Annotated in this window: 15 protein-coding genes, 1 other RNA gene and 1 other annotated feature; of the genes, 12 read left to right on the forward strand and 4 right to left on the reverse strand. The window is 35.4% G+C overall.

Features of this window, described 5'->3' with window-relative positions:
* Nucleotides 1-21: 21 nt before the first annotated feature.
* Entirely contained in the window at nucleotides 22-1,596 is a 1,575-nt protein-coding gene (locus CD29_RS17610; protein WP_036189864.1) for an N-acetylmuramoyl-L-alanine amidase, read from the reverse strand.
* A gap of 216 nt (nucleotides 1,597-1,812) precedes the next feature.
* Nucleotides 1,813-2,049: a binding site (T-box leader), on the forward strand.
* A gap of 78 nt (nucleotides 2,050-2,127) precedes the next feature.
* Between CD29_RS17610 and hisS the strand changes: the two genes are divergently transcribed.
* From hisS to CD29_RS17625, 4 genes are all read left to right on the forward strand, one after another.
* Entirely contained in the window at nucleotides 2,128-3,396 is a 1,269-nt protein-coding gene (hisS, locus tag CD29_RS17615) for a histidine--tRNA ligase (protein ID WP_036189866.1), read from the forward strand.
* A 31-nt stretch (nucleotides 3,397-3,427) separates the two neighbouring features.
* On the forward strand, nucleotides 3,428-5,194 hold the full coding sequence (gene aspS / locus CD29_RS17620) for an aspartate--tRNA ligase (RefSeq protein WP_036189868.1): 1,767 nt from the start codon (nucleotides 3,428-3,430) through the stop codon (nucleotides 5,192-5,194).
* 151 nt (nucleotides 5,195-5,345) lie between these two features.
* Nucleotides 5,346-5,536, forward strand: a non-coding RNA gene (gene ssrS, locus CD29_RS20075) — 6S RNA.
* A 194-nt stretch (nucleotides 5,537-5,730) separates the two neighbouring features.
* Entirely contained in the window at nucleotides 5,731-6,492 is a 762-nt protein-coding gene (locus CD29_RS17625) for a tRNA threonylcarbamoyladenosine dehydratase (RefSeq protein ID WP_036189870.1), read from the forward strand.
* A 72-nt stretch (nucleotides 6,493-6,564) separates the two neighbouring features.
* Here the strand turns inward: CD29_RS17625 and CD29_RS17630 are convergent, their stop codons facing one another.
* A complete protein-coding gene (locus tag CD29_RS17630; RefSeq protein WP_036189872.1) occupies nucleotides 6,565-8,025 on the reverse strand; it encodes a methyl-accepting chemotaxis protein in 1,461 nt (486 codons plus the stop codon).
* A gap of 280 nt (nucleotides 8,026-8,305) precedes the next feature.
* Between CD29_RS17630 and CD29_RS17635 the strand changes: the two genes are divergently transcribed.
* The gene (locus tag CD29_RS17635) at nucleotides 8,306-8,833 is read left to right on the forward strand and encodes a hypothetical protein (RefSeq protein ID WP_036189874.1); all 528 of its coding nucleotides are present in this window, start codon (nucleotides 8,306-8,308) and stop codon (nucleotides 8,831-8,833) included.
* A gap of 47 nt (nucleotides 8,834-8,880) precedes the next feature.
* Here the strand turns inward: CD29_RS17635 and CD29_RS17640 are convergent, their stop codons facing one another.
* Nucleotides 8,881-10,167: a replication-associated recombination protein A gene (locus CD29_RS17640; protein ID WP_036189876.1), complete on the reverse strand. Its 1,287-nt coding sequence runs from the start codon at nucleotides 10,165-10,167 to the stop codon at nucleotides 8,881-8,883.
* A gap of 138 nt (nucleotides 10,168-10,305) precedes the next feature.
* Here CD29_RS17640 and cymR point away from each other — a divergent pair, with 138 nt between their 5' ends.
* From cymR to CD29_RS17660, 4 genes are all read left to right on the forward strand, one after another.
* Nucleotides 10,306-10,725 (forward strand): cysteine metabolism transcriptional regulator CymR, encoded by a 420-nt coding sequence (gene cymR / locus CD29_RS17645; protein WP_036189878.1) that lies wholly within the window; start codon nucleotides 10,306-10,308, stop codon nucleotides 10,723-10,725.
* Nucleotides 10,726-10,758: 33 nt separating this feature from the next.
* Nucleotides 10,759-11,901: a cysteine desulfurase family protein gene (locus CD29_RS17650; protein ID WP_036189880.1), complete on the forward strand. Its 1,143-nt coding sequence runs from the start codon at nucleotides 10,759-10,761 to the stop codon at nucleotides 11,899-11,901.
* Nucleotides 11,902-11,993: 92 nt separating this feature from the next.
* Nucleotides 11,994-13,115, forward strand: coding sequence for a tRNA 2-thiouridine(34) synthase MnmA (mnmA, locus tag CD29_RS17655; RefSeq protein ID WP_036189882.1), 1,122 nt, complete (start codon nucleotides 11,994-11,996; stop codon nucleotides 13,113-13,115).
* Nucleotides 13,116-13,168: 53 nt separating this feature from the next.
* Nucleotides 13,169-13,828, forward strand: a complete 660-nt coding sequence (locus tag CD29_RS17660) for a tetratricopeptide repeat protein (RefSeq protein ID WP_036189884.1) — start codon at nucleotides 13,169-13,171, stop codon at nucleotides 13,826-13,828.
* 204 nt (nucleotides 13,829-14,032) lie between these two features.
* Here the strand turns inward: CD29_RS17660 and hisA are convergent, their stop codons facing one another.
* Nucleotides 14,033-14,788, reverse strand: coding sequence for a phosphoribosylformimino-5-aminoimidazole carboxamide ribotide isomerase (gene hisA / locus CD29_RS17665; protein WP_036189902.1), 756 nt, complete (start codon nucleotides 14,786-14,788; stop codon nucleotides 14,033-14,035).
* 172 nt (nucleotides 14,789-14,960) lie between these two features.
* Here hisA and recD2 point away from each other — a divergent pair, with 172 nt between their 5' ends.
* The 3 genes from recD2 to CD29_RS17680 all read left to right on the forward strand — a co-directional run bounded on the left by recD2 (nucleotide 14,961) and on the right by CD29_RS17680 (nucleotide 18,740).
* Nucleotides 14,961-17,471, forward strand: a complete 2,511-nt coding sequence (gene recD2, locus CD29_RS17670) for an SF1B family DNA helicase RecD2 (RefSeq protein WP_036189886.1) — start codon at nucleotides 14,961-14,963, stop codon at nucleotides 17,469-17,471.
* Nucleotides 17,472-17,620: 149 nt separating this feature from the next.
* Nucleotides 17,621-18,073 carry a DinB family protein gene (locus CD29_RS17675; RefSeq protein WP_036189888.1) on the forward strand — a complete coding sequence of 151 codons (453 nt, stop codon included), beginning with the start codon at nucleotides 17,621-17,623 and terminating at the stop codon, nucleotides 18,071-18,073.
* Nucleotides 18,074-18,089: 16 nt separating this feature from the next.
* Complete coding sequence (locus tag CD29_RS17680; protein WP_235801864.1) at nucleotides 18,090-18,740, forward strand: SIMPL domain-containing protein; 651 nt, start codon at nucleotides 18,090-18,092, stop codon at nucleotides 18,738-18,740.
* Nucleotides 18,741-19,425: the final 685 nt, after the last annotated feature.

Genomic DNA, 19,425 nt, shown 5'->3' on the forward strand with positions numbered 1-19,425 from the left:
TGTGAGAGGGGCGAAAATAAGTTAACTTATTTTCCCTCTACTCGATTGTAACTTTGCATCAAAGTAATTAATAATTCCTTCATAGATTCCAAGTGTTGCTTGTTCTCTATAGTAATCAGTTGTAATGACCCTTTCTTCAGCTGGATTACTTAAATACCCTAATTCTATTAATATTGCATTTTGATAGTTTTCACGTAATACTAAATAATCACCATTTTGTGCGCCACGATCTCTAAGGGGTACTTTATTGGCGATACCATTATTGACAGATTGAGCCAATTTTTGTTGAAAATCGTGATAATAGTAAGTAGTAAAACCGGAAATTTCTTTATCTTCCGTTGCGTCATAATGGATACTAATAAACGCATCTGCAGAATAACTATGTGCTATGGACACCCGCTTCCTTAGGTCGATATACATATCTGATTCACGCGTCAAGTAAACGGTTGCGCCAGCACCTTGTAATTTAGTTTGTAATAGCTGAGCTGTAATTAGAGTAATATCTTTTTCGATAGTACCTCTATATCCAGCAGTTCCTTGGTCATTTCCACCATGTCCTGGGTCCAAAACAATCGTTAAACCATTTAATGTTCCTTTCTTCCGTTTAATGACGGGCTTATCCTCTGAAGTACTTTGTTTCATGTTCGATGAAACGACCCATTGCGCAACATAGGCAGACTCATTTCCATTAATTGCGATTTTATACCAATCTCCATCAGCAGAAAGAATATCATATGATTCACCGATCATTGCCCGTTTTACAACTGGTGATGAAGTTGAAGGGGATTCTCTTAAATTTGTACCACCATAAATAATAGTCACTTCTAAGTCATTAGTTAAAGAATTTGAAGAATCCATTGCCCCATAAAAACGATAAATCCAACCAAATTCACCTTCAGCTAACTGTATTTTAACCCAATTATTATTTTGTTCAATGATGTCAAAATGGTCATCTTTCTTGACCTTTCCAATAATGGTTGATGAAAGATTCGGTTCCTCTCTAACATAAACAGACTCAACGCTAATGATAAATTGGTTCTTGGAGCTATCAGTTTCTGATGGTTTCTGGGTATTTATTAATTCTTCACTTTGTTTTTCATCAAAACTAACAAAGTTTTTAGAAATCCAACCTGAAGTTCCTATAGAATCTTCAACTTTCACCCAGTCTTCGTCCTCTTTAATTACAACTACCTCGTCTTTAATAGATAATTGTTTTAACACTGCTGAAGAAATGCTTGGTTCAGCACGCACGTTTAAACCATCAATAGTAGACCGAGCTATTGTAATTTTTGTAGATTGCATTTTCCCATTGTTAGTAGTTTGCCATGAAGGAATCCAGCCTTCAAAATCTTTCCCATCTGTAACAAAGAACCATTCCCCAGCTTCATCTAATATCGAAAAAGCTTGTCCTTCTTTTCCCAGTGATGTAATAGGGTAGGATAATCCTGGCCCTTCACGAAAATTTAAATCCTTATTTAAAACGATTAAGTTTTCATCAGTAACGGAACTAGTAGTTGTCTTAGTGGAATTTTGTGTAGATATGAATAGGATAACTAGAAATAAAGCAACAACTACGATACTAAAAATTCTTTTCAAACAAGATCCACCTCGTCTTTCTTTACAACGAACTAATCAGTGGGATTATGTCGGATATTATACTATTCTATTGTATAAGGAAATAATTGAAAAAATCTATACTTATTTCCTTATAGAGCATAATTTATGTAGTATTGATATTTTGTAATGTAAAATAAAAATAGTTGACAACGATGTTTCATAACAAGTATGATATTCATTAATGTAAAGATAAGTAATTTGCCAATGACCGAGAAAGTAGCAATTACCTATGCTGATAAGAGAGGGAGAGACTTAGGCTGAAATCTTTCCTGCAGTAAGTAAATGTGAACAACACTTGAGAGGCTTTCCTTCGAAATGTTTAAAACTTAGTAGGGGGGAACGGAATCGGCCGTTATCCGATTATGAGAGGATGTACTATTTAGTACATCAACTAGGGTGGAACCGCGGAAGTTACTAGCTTTCGTCCCTTGCAAATTTTTGCAAAGGACGGAGGCTTTTTATTTTGCACAAAAAAGTCTTATCAAAAAGAGAATGAAAGGAGTAATTCATATGTCATTTAAAGTACCTCGTGGAACACAGGATATTTTGCCTGAGCAAACACCAAAGTGGCAAAAAGTTGAATCTATTTTACGAGATTTATCTCGTGTCTATCGTTATAAAGAAATTCGAACACCAATGTTTGAACAAACAGAACTATTCCAACGTGGGGTTGGAGATACAACCGACATCGTACAAAAGGAAATGTATACATTTGAAGATCGTGGAGGTCGTTCGTTAACACTAAGACCTGAAGGAACTGCATCTGCTGTACGCGCTTATGTGGAACATAAAATGTTTGGTGCACCAGATCAGCCTGTAAAATTATCTTATATTGGTCCAATGTTCCGTTATGAACGTCAACAAGCGGGCCGATATCGTCAATTTGTCCAATATGGTGTTGAAGTAATTGGCTCAGCCGATCCAGCAATTGATGCGGAAGTCATTTCCCTTGCAATGGATGTCTATCATTCAGTTGGTTTAAAAAACTTACAATTACACATAAATTCACTCGGTGACAAAGAAACACGTGATGCTCACCGAACAGCATTAATTAATCACTTCCAGCCATCGATTGGCGAGTTTTGTTCAGATTGTCAGAATCGCTTAGAAAAAAATCCTTTACGTATATTGGATTGTAAAGTTGACCACGCACATCCATTAATGGAATCTGCGCCAAAATTAACTGATTATTTAACTGAAGAATCGTCTAAGTATTTTGAAAAAGTGAAAGAATATTTAGATGTTCTTGGAATTGAATATGTGGTCGATCCAAACTTAGTACGTGGCCTTGATTATTACAATCATACAGCCTTTGAAATTATGAGCACTGCTAGTGGTTTCGGAGCAATAACTACACTATGTGGTGGCGGCCGTTATAACGGATTAGTTCAAGATATTGGTGGACCAGAAGTACCAGGTATTGGGTTTGCTCTTTCAATTGAAAGACTTCTACTAGCATTAGAAGCAGAGGGTATCGAGCTAGAAGTAAATGATTCACTGGATATCTATGTTGTTGCTATTGGCGATGAAGCAAAAAAGAAATCAGTAGAATTATTAAGTTCATTTAGAGCTAAAGGTATTTCTGCAGATATGGATTATGTAGATCGTAAAATGAAGGCCCAAATGAAATCTGCTGACCGTCTTGGAGCAAAATACGTCATTGTAATAGGTGATTCAGAACTAGAAGAAGCAGCAGTAAATATTAAGCAAATGGAATCTGGGAACCAAGAAAAAATTCAATTTGTTGAGTTAGTAAATTACTTATTAGAACATAAATAATATTTTTTGTAAGCACAATGGAGGTAATTTTATGGCACAAAGAACACACGCTTGTGGTGAAGTTAGTGAACAACATGTAGGCGAGCAAGCAACTTTAAAAGGATGGGTACAACGTCGTCGCGATTTAGGTGGACTTATCTTTGTTGATGTACGTGACCGTACTGGAATTGTTCAAGTTGTATTTGGTGATACTGCACCCGAAGCATTAGCAGTTGCAGAAACAATTCGTAGTGAGTATGTTGTTGAAATCGTGGGAGAAGTGGTTTTACGTGATGAAAGTCAAATAAACCCAAATATTAAAACAGGTAAAATTGAAATTGTCGCAACAAATATTTCAATTATTAATGAAGCGAAGACACCTCCATTCCCTATTGAAGATAAAGTAGAGATCGGTGAAGAAACGCGTTTGAAATACCGCTATATAGATTTACGACGCCCAGTTATGTACAACACATTCAAATTACGTTCTGATATTACACGCTCAATTCGTAATTTCTTACAAAATGAAGGTTTCTTAGAAGTTGAGACACCTATTTTAACGAAATCTACACCAGAAGGGGCACGTGACTATCTAGTACCATCTCGTGTACATGAAGGTGAATTCTATGCATTACCACAATCACCACAATTATTTAAACAATTGTTAATGGTATCTGGCTTTGAAAAGTACTTCCAAATTGCACGCTGCTTCCGTGACGAAGATTTACGTGCAGACCGTCAACCAGAATTTACTCAAGTGGATATTGAAACTTCATTCTTATCGATGGATGAAATTATCGCTATGAATGAACGCTTATTACAAACAGTTATGAAAGAAGTAATGAACGTAGAGTTACAATTACCATTACAACGCATGACTTATACGGAAGCGATGGACCGTTTTGGTTCCGATAAGCCAGATGTACGCTTTGGATTAGAATTAACTCAACTGTCAGAAATCGTAAAGGATTCTTCATTTAAAGTATTTGCACAAACTGTGGAAAACGGTGGGGAAGTAAAAGCAATTAATGTAAAAGGTGCAAACGACAAATATACTCGTAAAGACATCGACGCTTTAACTGAATTCGCTGCAATTTATGGAGCAAAAGGTTTAGCTTGGATCAAAGTTACAGAAGAAGGATTTACAGGTCCAATTGCTAAGTTCTTTGAAGGTGAAATTGTCGAAACTATGAAAAATGCATTAAACGCTGAACCAGGAGACTTATTACTATTTGTAGCAGATAAATCTTCGGTCGTTGCTGCAGCGCTTGGGGCATTACGTTTAAAATTAGGAAAAGAATTAGGTTTAATCGACGAATCTCAATTTGCATTCCTATGGATAACAGATTGGCCATTACTTGAATACGATGAAGAAGCGGGTCGCTATTCGGCAGCTCACCATCCATTTACTCGTCCGTTTACAGAAGACATTGAAAAAATGGATACAGATCCAGCGTCAGTACGTGCACAAGCATACGATATCGTATTAAATGGTTATGAGCTTGGTGGAGGATCATTGCGTATCTTTGAACGTGATTTACAAGAGAAAATGTTCAAAGTACTAGGTTTTTCACAAGAAGAAGCAAGAGAACAGTTTGGTTTCCTACTTGAAGCATTTGAGTATGGAGTTCCTCCACATGGAGGTTTAGCATTTGGTCTGGATCGTTTTGTTATGCTACTAGCGGGTCGTACTAACTTACGTGATACGATTGCATTCCCAAAAACAGCAACAGCAAGTGATTTATTAACTAATGCACCAAGTGAGGTGGCACCAGCTCAACTAAAAGAATTACATTTAAAAGTAGATCTTAAATCATAAGAAACCAGGGGGAGTTCCCCTGGTTTTTTGAATTCCAAAATATTTAAAAGATGACTTATTTGTCGATAAAGTAATGAAAAGCAAAAAAAATTATTATTTTTAATAATATCGTTTGAAAATTCAGACTATTTATGATACTATAATTTTAACACGAATCCTAAATTGTTTGCGGATACAAAATATCAATTTTGACCGAACAATACGATGTCGGGAGCTTAAATTTCTACTAGGCAAACAAGCCCGCATTTAAGCCGGGACGTTTAATGAGTAGATGAGGGCACCCCCTTTGGTAAGCACCGGGTTCAAAAGACCTTTGCAGGAATGCGGCAATTTGGGATTTGTTCATTCCTAAACTCCTTGCTTTTTTCTCCCCGATAATGTGGGAGATTTTTTTTGTCCCCAAGTTTTAGTGTATTATAATAAAAGTTCGATTTATTGTTAGGATTAAGATGTTAATATTACAAACTAAACTCGCCACTATACATAAATTATGATATAATTCCGACTAGACTAATATAGATTGAGAGGCATATTACATGTTACACCAGTTTTCACGTAATGAATTAGCAATTGGTAAAGAAGGACTAGAAAAAATTAAAGGTAAAACCGTAGCAATACTAGGGGTAGGGGGCGTAGGTTCTTTTGCAGCTGAAGCTTGTGCTCGTAGTGGTGTAGGACGAATTATTTTAGTAGACAAAGACAATGTAGATATAACTAATGTGAATCGCCAACTTGTTGCCTATCTATCGACTGTTGGAAAATCAAAGTCAGCGGTTATGAAAGAGAGAATTGCAGATATTAATCCTGAGTGTGAAGTAATTGATATGCACATGTTCTATACAGAAGAAACATACGAAAAGTTTTTCGAATTAAATATTGATTACGTTATTGATGCTTCAGATACTGTAATTTATAAAGTCCACTTAGCTAAAGAATGTATTAAACGAAATATCCCAATCATTTCTAGTATGGGTGCAGCAAATAAGATGGATCCAACAAGATTCAAAATTGCAGATATCTCTAAAACACACACTGATCCTTTAGCAAAAGTTATTCGTCATAAGCTTAAAAAAGAAGGAATTAAAAAAGGTGTAATGGTTGTATTCTCTGATGAATCACCTGTTGTTGTTCGTCCAGAAGTAGTGGGGGAAGTTGGGAATCCCAATGCACAAATTCGTAAAGCAAAAATGCCACCATCTTCAAACGCATTTTGCCCATCCGTAGTCGGGCTGATTGCAGCAAGCTGGGTAATTAACGATATTGTTAAAGATATTAAAATTAAACGAGTAAACGATTAAAAAAGAGGTTGACTCTAAAGGAAATAGTGAATTGAATTTCGTTCACTATTTCCTTTAGAGTCAACCTCTTAGTTATTTCCCTATACTCACAGCGTCTTGATAAGTTTCATCGATATGTTGTTTAATTTTAATTTGTTCATCAGTTACTTTTGATAGAATTCTACTCAGTTGATCAATAGTTGTCGTACTTTCCTCAATAATCGCTGCAAATTCAGATGTACTTTGTTGAATAGAAATACTATTGTCTTCAATGGAATTTGCTCCATTAGTGAATTGTTGCAATTTGTTTTTTAACACGTTCATTAACTCAAATAATTGTTGGAACGTTTTATTTGATAATTCAGCTGTAGCGGTTTGAATGGTAATGTGCTCAAGGCCTATTTTTAATTTAGATTGAGCGTCAGTATTGTAGGTGTTTACTTGTTTTAGATTTTCATTAATTTTGAGTAGCATTGCATCAGTATTCCCTGCTAATTTTCTAATTTCATCAGCAACCACAGCAAAACCTTTTCCATATTCTCCAGCGCGTGCAGCTTCAATGGAAGCATTTAATGCAAGTAAATTCGTTTGGTCTGTTACTTTTTTAATATCTTGTGCAAATTGATTTGTTTCTTGAATTTTGCTTGATAGAATTGTAAATGTTTTGTTCAATTCTTCAAAAAACTGAGTAAATGAATCTATTTCATTTTTTAAGTCATTCATCGTTTTAGCACCAGCAACTGCATTATTACTAACATTTCCTGCATCATTTAAAATATCGTGTAACTGTTGAATCATTGCACTTATTTCTGATGATGTTAACTCAGCATTTTTTACTATTTCTACAACATGTTCAGATTGTCTTTGTGAACCAGCACTTACTTCTTGAACAGAAGAAAGCATTTCACTTTGAGCAGTTGTAGCGCTGTTCATACTATCTGTTATTATTTCTAATTTAGATGTGATACTTTGAACGGCATTATTTAAATGCAAATGTAATTGTTCTTCCTTTTTGGCCTTTAAATTTTCTTCAATCATTAAGTTTTCAGTACTTTTTTGTAGCTTTTTATTTTGACGAACTTGCAAGATAATCCCTAAAGCCATTAAAGCATGGACAACAAATACATTTGCTGGGTCTACAGCAAAGCCCCCAGTATCTAGAGTAAAGTTTAGTATAAGGTCAATTAGAGAACAAATATATGCAAAAATGAAGATTGAAAATTGGTTATGAATACTTCCAATAATTAACGCAAAAAAGCTCATAACGATTGTTGCTAACGTTACTTTATAAGAAGTTATCGTAAAGTAAATAGTAATAATCATTGATATTAATACTAGATAAGGGAATAAGCGTTGCAAAATTTGCATTCTTCTTTGAATCAAAAAAAAGATTAGAGTTAAAAGTAGTGGAATAAATAGTGAAAGCGCAATTCCAATTGGTCTTCCAATGATAAATTGTGCTGTTCCCCCTAATCCTGCAGCTAAACCATAAATTAACATAATGATAGTATTTTTCTCGAATAAATCCTTCTGCTTTATAATGTTAATATTCATATTATTCCCCCAAATACGAGTACTTATCATTCTACTATTTTCTTAATTTATACAATATTTTCACAAATTTGTCACGTTTTAATGAAAACTACAATTACTAAAATTATACAAATAAAACATTAATAATGAATAATGCAAAACAACAATGTTCGGAATTTTGTCAAAAATGATTAAATCCTCCATTTATATGGCTGTTTTTACGTTATTTTTTATTTTCCAAAAAATGAATGGGAATTTATTGTTATATTATTGTTATTGTTGAATATAGGGGGGAGAAAATATGTTCACACAACTGGAAATAAAAAATGATCTATTAAATGTGGCTCAGCTTCAAGAAAAAGTAGACGAAATTATTTTTGACTACATCGATACTTCTCAAAATTGGGGAAAGGCTTTTAAGGGATTAAATAATTTGTTCCAACAAACACTTCAATTTTTTGTTAAGTACGTCGATGAAAATGGTATTCCTAATGCCAATGTCTACTGGTCATTATATTTGGACGTTGTGGGAAGATTAGTATACTTTAAAACACTTGCAGAAAGAAATCTGTCGGACTTAAAAACAGATGAAGATGTAGATAATTTCATTGAAGGATTTGAGGTAGCTGCAAATTGCTTACCTCATGAAAACTTAAATGATGAACATGAGTTGTTAGATGAGATCTGTGAAAGTTATGAAGGAATTCAACTCTTCGAAGGTGAAAGAGGGAAATTTAAGAAATCAATTCTTGAAAAAAATACATCTATGACCGGAAGTCTTTCGATCTTATATAATTATTTCATTAAATTTTCTAAAGTAACACATTAATTAAAAAGCTCGCATGTCTCTGACTAAAAGACATGTGAGCTTTTCTATTATATATCTTTTTTAAATGACTTCAGTCTGTCGTATATCGCAGCTAATTTTTTTTCTTCACCTGAAATAACTGGTTTGTAAAATTCTTGTCCAATCAGATTATCAGGTAAATATTGCTGATCGACCCACCCACCAAAAGTACCAATCGGTGTATCGTGGGGATATTTGTATCCAACATGACCTAATGCTTTTGCACCTGCGTAGTGGCCATCACGCAAATGGAGGGGAATATCACCTGTTTTACCTTCATTGATTGCTTTAATAGCCGCATCAAGTGCAGAATAAGCTGAATTTGACTTTTCGGATAGGCACATTTCAACGACTGCAGTTGCTAATGGGATTCTAGCTTCTGGTAATCCGAGTCTTTTAGCGGATTCAGTAGCAGCAAAAACGTGTGCACCAACTTCTGGATTAGCTAGACCAATATCTTCATATGCCATTACTAGTAGCCTTCTACAAACTGCGATTAAATCTCCAGTTTCAAGCAAATGTGCTAGGTAATAGAGTGCAGCATTTGTATCACTACCGCGAACTGATTTTTGAAGAGCAGACAACAAATTATAAAAATGAGTACCTGCTTTATCTCCATAGACACCTATTCTTTGTGCAAGATGTTCAATTATATGGTCTTTTACAATTGTTACTCCATCAACTTCATCGGATGCAAAATAAATAGATTCTAGTAATGTTAGAGCTTTTCTAGCATCACCATTGGCACTAAGTGCAATTTTTTTTAGCTGTTCTTCTGAGATTTCAATTGGATGTTTACCAAGACCTCGATCTTCATTCTTTAATGCATTCGCTAATAATTTCACTAGATCATCTAAGGTTAGCCGTTTTAGTTGCAAAATTTCTCCACAGCGGGAGCGAATTGCAGGATTTACATCATGAAATGGATTTTCAGTAGTTGCACCTATTAAGATAATTGAGCCATTCTCAACGTGGGGGAGTAGAGTATCCTGTTGCAATTTATTAAATCGATGAATTTCATCAAGAAATAAAATGACTTTACCAGCAAGTCTAGCTTCACCTACAATTTGTTCTACATCTTTTTTTCCAGCATGAGTAGCGTTTAAAGAGTAGAATGGTAGTTTTGAACTCCCCGCAATAGCAAAGGCAATTGATGTTTTTCCAATCCCAGGCTCTCCATATAAAAGCATCGATGGTACATGACCATTCTCAATCATTTTATATAAAGCTGTAGTTTCTCCGATTATGTGTTGTTGGCCAACTACCTCATTTAAATTGCGAGGACGCATTCGAAATGCTAACGGTTCATTTTGCATTGATTTCATCCTCCATACGTAAATTCTCTCAATTTAAATGTATCACATTTCTTTAAAATAGACCTTTTCCAAGTGGAATTAGTGGTGTTATGGTATAATTGAGCAAAAAGATGGACAAGTAAAATAGAGGTGCATATAATGAAAATTTCTACAAAAGGTAGATACGGATTAACAATTATGATTGAACTTGCTAAACATTATGGAGAAGGTCCAGTTCCCTTAAGACAAATAGCAGAGGAAAAAGAATTGTCTGAAGCTTATTTAGAGCAACTTGTTTCCCCATTACGTATTGCAGGACTTGTAAAAAGTGTGCGGGGCGCTTATGGAGGATATTTACTCGCACTTTCCCCTGAAAAAATTTCTGCAGCTGATGTAATTAAAGTTCTAGAAGGACCAATTCAGCCGGTTGAAGGGATTGAAGAAGAAGAATCACCTCAACGCGAACTATGGATTCGTATACGAGATGCGGTAAAAAATGTGCTCGATACTACTTCTCTCCAAGATTTAGCTAATCATAAAGACGATACTGAGTATGACGGGTATATGTTCTATATATAACATAGTTTTCTTTAAAGGAGTTATTGACAAACGATGAACGATATTTATCTAGACCATGCAGCAACTTCACCGATGCATCCAGAAGTTATCAACGTGATGACAAAGGCAATGTCAGAAGTTTACGGTAATCCTTCAAGTATCCATACAGTTGGTCGTTTGGCACGAAAGGCACTAGATGATGCAAGACAGATTTTTGCAAAGTCGATAGGCGCTAAAGATAATGAAATCATTGTCACAAGTGGTGGGACAGAAGCAGATAATATGGCAATTTTCGGAACAGCATATGCACTTCGGGAAAAAGGTAAACATATTATTACGACACAAATTGAACACCATGCAGTTATGCATGCTTGTGAAAAATTAGAACAAGAGGGCTTTGAAATCACATATCTACCAGTTGATCGTAGCGGACGAATTTCCATTGATACATTTAAAAATGCACTAAGGGAAGATACTATTCTGGTAACAATTATGTATGGAAATAATGAAGTAGGAACTGTTCAGCCAATAGCTGAAATTGGTGAAATTCTAAAAGGTTATCAAGCAACATTTCATACCGATGCAGTCCAAGCTTATGGGATTGAAAGACTTCATGTAGATGAATTAAACGTAGATCTACTAAGTGTTTCGAGTCATAAGTTAAATGGTCCTAAAGGAATTGGTTTTTTATATCAAAGAACTGGAATTCCTCTAAGTCCAACGTCTTTTGGTGGTTCACAGGAGAAAAAAAGACGCGCGGGAACTGAAAATGTACCTGCTACAGTTGGCTTTGCAAAGGCTGTTGAAATCGCTCAACAAGAAATTGAAATTAAAAAAGAAAAGTTTAAAAAGTTTCGTGATTTGTTTATCGATGAGTTAAACAAAGAAAACATTCAATTTGAAGTAAATGGCAATCAAGAACATACATTACAGCATGTTTTGAATATAAGTTTTAAAGGAACAGAAGTAGAATCGTTTTTAGTGAATCTAGATATGTCAAAAATTTATGCTTCAAGTGGTTCCGCATGTACAGCAGGTTCAATTGATCCTTCTCACGTCCTTGTAGCGATGTTCGGTAAAGGTGCCGAAGAACTAAGAAATTCCATTCGATTTAGTTTCGGTTTGGGATTAACTGAAGAACAAATTCAAGAAGCTGCAATACGTACTGCGAAAATTGTCAATAGGCTCGTAGACTAACTTCATTTTCGCCAAACCTGCCTGAATGAATAGAGAACAGTAGACACAATTACGTTAAGGAACATTTGATAAAAATAGAAAAGGTGAACAAAATGGTAGAAACAAAAGACCCATCACAAATCCGGGTAGTCGTTGGAATGTCAGGTGGAGTCGATTCATCAGTTGCTGCATATTTACTAAAGCAGCAAGGTTATGATGTTATTGGAATCTTTATGAAAAACTGGGACGATACTGATGAATTTGGTGTTTGTACAGCAACAGAAGATTACGATGATGTCATTAAAGTGTGTAATCAAATCGGCATTCCATATTATGCGGTGAACTTTGAAAAACAATATTGGGATAAAGTATTTTCTTACTTCCTTGAAGAATATAAAGCTGGGAGAACGCCGAACCCAGATGTAATGTGTAATAAAGAAATTAAATTTAAAGCCTTTTTAGAACATGCATTAAAACTAGGTGCTGATTACTTAGCAACTGGTCACTATGCTCGCGCCCTCGAACGCGATGGAGAAGTTCTTATGCTTCGTGGGCTTGACCGAAATAAAGACCAAACGTATTTCTTAAATCAATTATCACAAGACCAATTAAAACATGTAATGTTCCCAATTGGTGGCATTGAAAAACCTGAAGTACGTAAAATTGCAGAAGAAGCAGGACTTGCAACTGCAAAGAAAAAAGACTCTACTGGAATTTGTTTTATTGGAGAACGTAACTTTAAAGAGTTTTTGAGCCAATATTTACCTGCTCAACCAGGCAAAATGGAAACATTTGATGGGAAAGTAATGGGGACACATGATGGATTAATGTATTATACAATTGGTCAGCGTCATGGTTTAGGAATTGGTGGAGATGGTGATCCATGGTTTGTACTAGGGAAAGATTTAGTACGTAATGTATTATATGTTGGACAAGGTTTTCACCATGAAGCTTTGTATTCGACATCTTTAAAAGCAGTAAAAATGGGCTTTACTTCAGCTAAAGAAATGCCTACTAAATTTAGCTGTACTGCAAAATTCCGCTATAGACAAGAAGATACACCTGTTGAAGTGGAGTTATTAGAAGATGGCAGTGCACACATTACTTTTGAAGAACCAGTTCGTGCAATTACACCTGGTCAAGCGGTTGTCTTGTATGATGGTGAAGTATGCTTAGGTGGCGGAACGATTGATGAGGTATTTAATAATAGCAAAAAATTAACTTATGTTGGTTAGATTCTAGACGGCTGCTATATTGCTTTGCGGTCGTCTATTTGAGGTGTATAGAAATGGATTTTAACGAAATTGGAATAAGAGCGTTTCAAGAGAAGCGTTATGAAGAGGCAGCGAAAGCATTTACTGAAGCAATTGATAATGAACCAAACAATCCAATTGGTTATGTGAATTTTGGCAATTTGCTTGCTGCCATGAATGATATTGAGCGGGCAGAACGTTTTTTCCAAAAAGCCATTACCGTTGATGAAACAACAGCGACTGCCTATTACGGGTTAGCGGGTCTCTATTACGATTCAGAGCGTTATATCGAAGCGGCAAAATTATATCAAAAATCAATTGATTTTGGTATTGAAGGTGCGGATGCCTACTACATGTTAGCAAAATCCTTTGAACGTGAAGAAAAATATAAATTGGCATTGCCATACATGCAAAGAGCAGCTGAGCTAGCACCAGATGATATACAAATCCGTCTTTCATATGCTATTTTGTTATGTACATTAGAAATGTTTGATGTAGCAAAAAGCGAATTGGAATTTGTTCTCGAACAGGATTCGAATAATGCAGATGCACATTACAATCTTGGTGTTCTGCTTGCGGTATCAACAGAAGATACTGATGCTGCTATGTATCATTTAAAACAAGCTTTCACAATTGCCCCTGAATTTGATCAGGCAAAATATATTTACGATATGCTCAGCCAGCGTTTAAATTAAATAGTTTGATGAAAAATGGACCTATTGATTAGATAGGTCCATTTTTGAGTGTGCTGTGAATTTTTAATTGGCGTTTATGTGACACTTTTCCAGCAATTTTTAATTTCTGTCACGAAACGTAAGTCTACGTGACACTTTATGAGAAACCCTCAAATTTCTGTCCCGTCACCAATTTTGACAGAAAATATTCCCTTGCTCTGTCCTTTATTTCCTACAATAATCCACAACGTCCTCATACATTAACTCGCCACCAAATATATTTAACGCGCTACCAATTGTTACATGAAGTTTGCCTTTAGAAATTTCCTCAAATTTTCTTAAATCCTCTAAAGATCTAACTCCTCCAGCATATGTTGTAGGAATTGAGGTCCAACTTGCTAAATCGCGTACCAGTTCTTCTTGCATACCACTACGCTTCCCTTCAACATCCACTGCATGAATTAATAACTCATCGCAAAACTGTTCGATATACGAAATGCTTTCCTTATTTACTTCAAAATCACTAAACTTTGTCCATTTATCTGTAACGACAAACCACTTGTCATCACGTTTTCGACAGCTAAGATCAATAACAATATGTTCCTTCCCAATAGTCTCGACTAACTGATTTAATCTCTCTAAATCTAATTGCCCATCGTGGAATATATAAGATGTAACGATAATGTGTGATGCCCCAGCGTCAATATACTTCTTCGCATTGTCAACGTTTATACCGCCACCTACCTGTAATCCTCCAGGATAGGTTTGCAATGCTAATAAGGCAGCTTCTTCATTACCCGAACCAAGCATAATAACATGCCCGCCGGTTAAGTTATTTTCTTTAAACATTTTCGCATAATAAGCTGAATCATATTCTGATATAAAATTTTCTACTACAGATTTATCCAAATGACCTAATGTGCTTCCTACTATTTGTTTTACTTTACCATCATGGAGATCGATACATGGTCTAAATTCCAAAATATTCACAAGCCTTTCTATGTAATTTACCATTTACTAATCATATCATTGTCTCTATTTTTCGAAAATCAATATATATAAATAGTTGAAAGATAGTTTTTACAAGTAAGACAGGAGGCTTCGTCTATGATAAAATCGAAGTTACGAATAACGGCAAGGGGAGGTTGTAATAATGGTAAATAACCTTAACTTATTTGAAGTGAATAAATTATTTATACTTGGACGACCGATCGCATCCATTTTTCATAATCCAGCAAATATGTATTCTGTAATTAGAGTAAAGATTCAAGAAACCAATATACAATACGACGAAAAAGAGATTATGGTAGTAGGTTATTTTCCTAATCTCGCTGAAGAAGATCTTTATCGATTTACAGGGGTATTAAAAAGCCATCCAAAATATGGACAACAGTTTCAAATGGAAACTTTCGAAAAAGAAGTACCAGCAACAGAGCAAGGTGTCGTTCATTATTTATCGAGTGATTTATTCCCTGGAGTAGGGCGTAAAACTGCTGAAATTATTGTAGAAAAACTTGGCGCCGATGCGATTAAAAAAATTATGGAAGATCCAAATGCGCTCGATATCGTACCGCGTTTAAAAGAAGATAAAAAGATCGCTATACGTGAAACTCTCGAACAAAATTTAGGATTAGAAAGAATAATAATTCAATTAAATCAATGGGGATTTGGTCCTCAATTGGGCATGAAAATCTATCAAACTTACCGAGAAGATACAATATCACTACTAACTGAAAATCCGTTCCGACTAATCGAAGATGTTGAAGGAATAGGTTTTAGTCGTGCAGATGAATTAGGTTTTAAACTTGGCATAACGGGGAATCATCCTGACCGTATTAAGGCGGCAGTACTTCACGTACTAACGAACGCCTCTCTGTCAGAAGGTCATGTCTATCTAGATGCAGAACATGTATTACCACAAGTTAAAGCTCTCTTAGAACAAAGTCAGCGCGAGGAAATACCGTACGAAGCCATTTCCAAGGCCGTTATAGAAATGCGAGAGGAAAGCAAAATTAGTGGAGAGGAAACAAGACTATATTTGCCCTCATTGTACTTTAGTGAAATTGGGATTGCTTCAAAAATTTTAGAGTTAATCTCTCAAAATAAAAAGCAACAACGTTTTTCAAAAGATGAAATTCGAAAAGCTATTGGTGAAGTAGAAGAACGGTTTGATGTTACATATGCAGAAACGCAAGCGAGTGCTATTGAGTGTGCATTGAACTCTTCGGTAATGATTTTAACTGGTGGTCCAGGTACGGGAAAAACGACAGTTATTCGAGGATTAGTAGAAGTGTATGCTGAACTAAATGGTCTTTCTCTAAATCCAAAAGAGTATGCAAAAAAAGAAGAACCATTTCCTATTGTATTAGCTGCACCAACTGGACGAGCAGCGAAAAGATTAGCTGAATCCACTGACTTACCCGCAATGACAATCCATCGTTTACTAGGCTTTAATGGTTTAGAAAAAGAGGAAGAAACGGAACGAGAAATAGAAGGAAGACTTATAATTATCGATGAGATGTCCATGGTCGATACTTGGCTTGCTCATCAACTATTGAAAAGTATCAATGAAGATGCTCAAGTCGTATTTGTTGGTGACCAAGACCAGCTTCCGCCGGTAGGACCTGGACAAGTGCTAAAAGACTTACTTTCTTCTAAACAAATTCCTACGGTTGAATTGACTGATGTATACAGACAAGCGGAAGGGTCGACAATCATTGAACTAGCTCACCAGATTAAAAAAGGTGAAATCCCTAACCAAACAAAAATTAGTGAGAAAACGGTAGATCGTTCATTTATTAAAGCATCGGCAGATCAAGTAGCGAGTGTCGTCACGCAAATTGTGAAAAGTGCCATTTCAAAGGGGCAGTCGATTCGAGATATTCAAGTTCTTGCACCAATGTATAAAGGTCCAGCTGGAATCGATCAACTAAATAAAAAAATCCAAGAATTAGTGAATCCAAATGAAGATGGTTCAAGAAAAGAATTGGCTTTTGGAGATGTCGTCTATCGAATTGGCGATAAAGTTCTACAACTTGTCAACCAGCCTGAAAGTAATGTTTTTAATGGAGATATGGGTGAAGTTATTGCGATTATTAAAGCAAAGGAAAATATTGAGAAACAGGATTTACTCGTTGTTTCCTTTGATGGCAATGAAATCACATACCTTCGATCTGATCTTAACCAGATTACATTGGCCTATTGCTGTTCTATTCACAAATCCCAAGGTAGTGAATTCCAAACGGTCATTATGCCAATTGTCCGTGGCTATTCAAAAATGTTGCGCAGAAATTTATTGTATACAGGGATTACTAGGGCAAAAAACTTCCTAATTCTTTGTGGGGAACCGGAAGTTTTCACAACTGGATTAAACAAAACCGATGATCTTCAAAGACTAACAAGTTTAAGAGCTAGGTTAAATCCAATGGAACCGGAAGAAGTGGTTCTAAAAGAAGTTAATCCGCCAGATGTGATAATAAAAGTTGAACAGCAATCTCCAAAAGGTAACGTTAGCAATGAAGTTAGAGAACAACAAGAAATTTTAACAGTTTTAGGCGATGCTGTTATTCCTGCATTGACAACTGAAACAGCTCATACAGTCCATCCATTAATAGGGATGAATGGAGTTTCACCATTTGACTTTATGGAAGATGAAAAAAGTTGAGATTCCCAAGGTAGAGTCTCCTAATGAAAATCTATGAATATAACATCAACCCCCTAATTTACGATGTAGGGGGTTTTTTAATGTCGATAGTTCATCAATTCACATAAAAAGCATATGTTGAGGTAAAAACATTTTAAGGATGTGCATCATTGGAAACTATTCAAAAAATGTATGAACATTTAATTTGGGCAAATAAACGAATTCTTGCTTCTTTGCATAATATAGATGAGGAACAGCAGGAGGTCATTCGTTTATTTTCCCATATTTTATTTTCTGAAATAGTATGGATGGCACGTTTACAAGGAATTGACAGCTCTAAACTTCCTATTTGGGCGGATGTAAATTTAGATTTTTGTGAGCAATTAGTAAAAAAAAATGAAGAAAACATTATTTCTTATCTCCTAATTGCTACAAAAGATGATTTAGAGAAGACCATCATTTATAAAAATAGTAAAGGTAATGAATATCAAAATACAATTCGAGAAATTTTAACACATGTATGTTTACATGGGCACTATCATCGTGGGCAAATTAACACAAAACTACGCTCATTAGGTGCTGAACCTGAGATGCTTGATTTTATACATTATATTAGATCTTAGAAAGGGGCCCATTTTTGTGGACCACTCAGTAAATCCTTATATGAAACATAAGTCTCGTGAAATCACTGTAAATGGTACTGGTGAGGTTAATGTAGCTCCAAATTATGCGGAAATTAGAATAGAAGTTGTCACTGAGTCAAAAGATTTGAACGAAGCACAAAGACAAAATGCAAATAAAATGAATCAAGTGATTCAAGCTTTACTATCACTTGGTATTAGTAGGGAAGATATTCAAACATCATCATTTTCGATTTTTCCACAATACGATTATGTTGAAGGGCACCAAGTGTTTAGAGGATATGAAGTGACAAATGCTTTGACAGTTAAGATTAGCAATATTAGTCAAGTTGGAATGGTTATAGATACAGCCGTTAAAAACGGTGCGAATCGTGTATCCTCCCTAGAATTTAAATTAGAAAATGAAAGTATGTATTATCATCAAGCATTACAAATTGCATTATTCAATGCTGTAGCAAAGGCAAGAACGATTGCTGAGACTTTGAGACTTCCAATTCACCCACAGCCAATACAGATCGTAGAAGAAACAGTAGATACACCACCAATCATGTATAGAGCGGTGTCAATGACGCAGGAATCCTTTCAAACGCCTATTGAACAAGGTTTGATTACTATTAATGCAAAAGTTTTAGTAAAATTTCAGTTTTGAAACATCGGCATATGTGTAATGAAAACCCCTAACTAATTAATGAAACTTTAGAGTTCATAAAAAGTTAGGGTTTTTTAATTTGTGCGGTCTTCATTACTTTTATGAAGGACATTTCGAAAACAAATTCGTTCCAAAAAGGTCTTCATCGGCGTAATGAAGGACATTTTGAGCCAGATTCTGCTCCAAAAAGGTCTTCATCATCGTTATGAAGGACATTTCTAGCAAGATTTCGTTCTCAAAAGGTCTTCATCGGCGTAATGAAGGACATTTCAAGCCAGTTTTCGTTCTGAAAAGGTCTTCATCGGTGTAATGAAGGACATTTCAAGCCAGTTTTCGTTCTGAAAAGGTCTTCATCGGCGTAATGAAGGACATTTTGAGGTAGATTCTGCTCCAAAAAGGTCTTCATCATCGTTATGAAGGACATTTCTAGCAAGATTTCATTCTGAAAAGGTCTTCATTGGCGTAATGAAGGACATTTTGAGCAAGATTTCGTTCTGAAAAGGTCTTCATCGGCATAATGAAGGACATTTTGAGCCAGATTCTGTTCCGAAAAGGTCTTCATCTGCGTAATGAAGGACATTTCAAGCCAGTTTTGGTTCCGAAAAGGTCTTCATCATCGTTATGAAAGACATTTCGAATACAACTACTCAACGAACAATTCTACATTTACAATATAAAAAACTCT

It is taken from the genome of Ureibacillus manganicus DSM 26584, assembly GCF_000772945.1.
In the GTDB taxonomy this organism is placed as follows: Bacteria; Bacillota; Bacilli; order Bacillales_A; family Planococcaceae; genus Ureibacillus; species Ureibacillus manganicus.

Coding starts and splice junctions, on each gene's coding strand:
- cymR (WP_036189878.1), top strand. CDS start 10,306: ATGAAAATTTCTACAAAAGGTAGATACGGATTAACAATTATGATTGAA.
- hisS (WP_036189866.1), top strand. CDS start 2,128: ATGTCATTTAAAGTACCTCGTGGAACACAGGATATTTTGCCTGAGCAA.
- CD29_RS17650 (WP_036189880.1), top strand. CDS start 10,759: ATGAACGATATTTATCTAGACCATGCAGCAACTTCACCGATGCATCCA.
- CD29_RS17640 (WP_036189876.1), bottom strand. CDS start 10,167: ATGCAAAATGAACCGTTAGCATTTCGAATGCGTCCTCGCAATTTAAAT.
- CD29_RS17635 (WP_036189874.1), top strand. CDS start 8,306: ATGTTCACACAACTGGAAATAAAAAATGATCTATTAAATGTGGCTCAG.
- CD29_RS17630 (WP_036189872.1), bottom strand. CDS start 8,025: ATGAATATTAACATTATAAAGCAGAAGGATTTATTCGAGAAAAATACT.
- recD2 (WP_036189886.1), top strand. CDS start 14,961: ATGGTAAATAACCTTAACTTATTTGAAGTGAATAAATTATTTATACTT.
- CD29_RS17660 (WP_036189884.1), top strand. CDS start 13,169: ATGGATTTTAACGAAATTGGAATAAGAGCGTTTCAAGAGAAGCGTTAT.
- CD29_RS17625 (WP_036189870.1), top strand. CDS start 5,731: ATGTTACACCAGTTTTCACGTAATGAATTAGCAATTGGTAAAGAAGGA.
- mnmA (WP_036189882.1), top strand. CDS start 11,994: ATGGTAGAAACAAAAGACCCATCACAAATCCGGGTAGTCGTTGGAATG.
- aspS (WP_036189868.1), top strand. CDS start 3,428: ATGGCACAAAGAACACACGCTTGTGGTGAAGTTAGTGAACAACATGTA.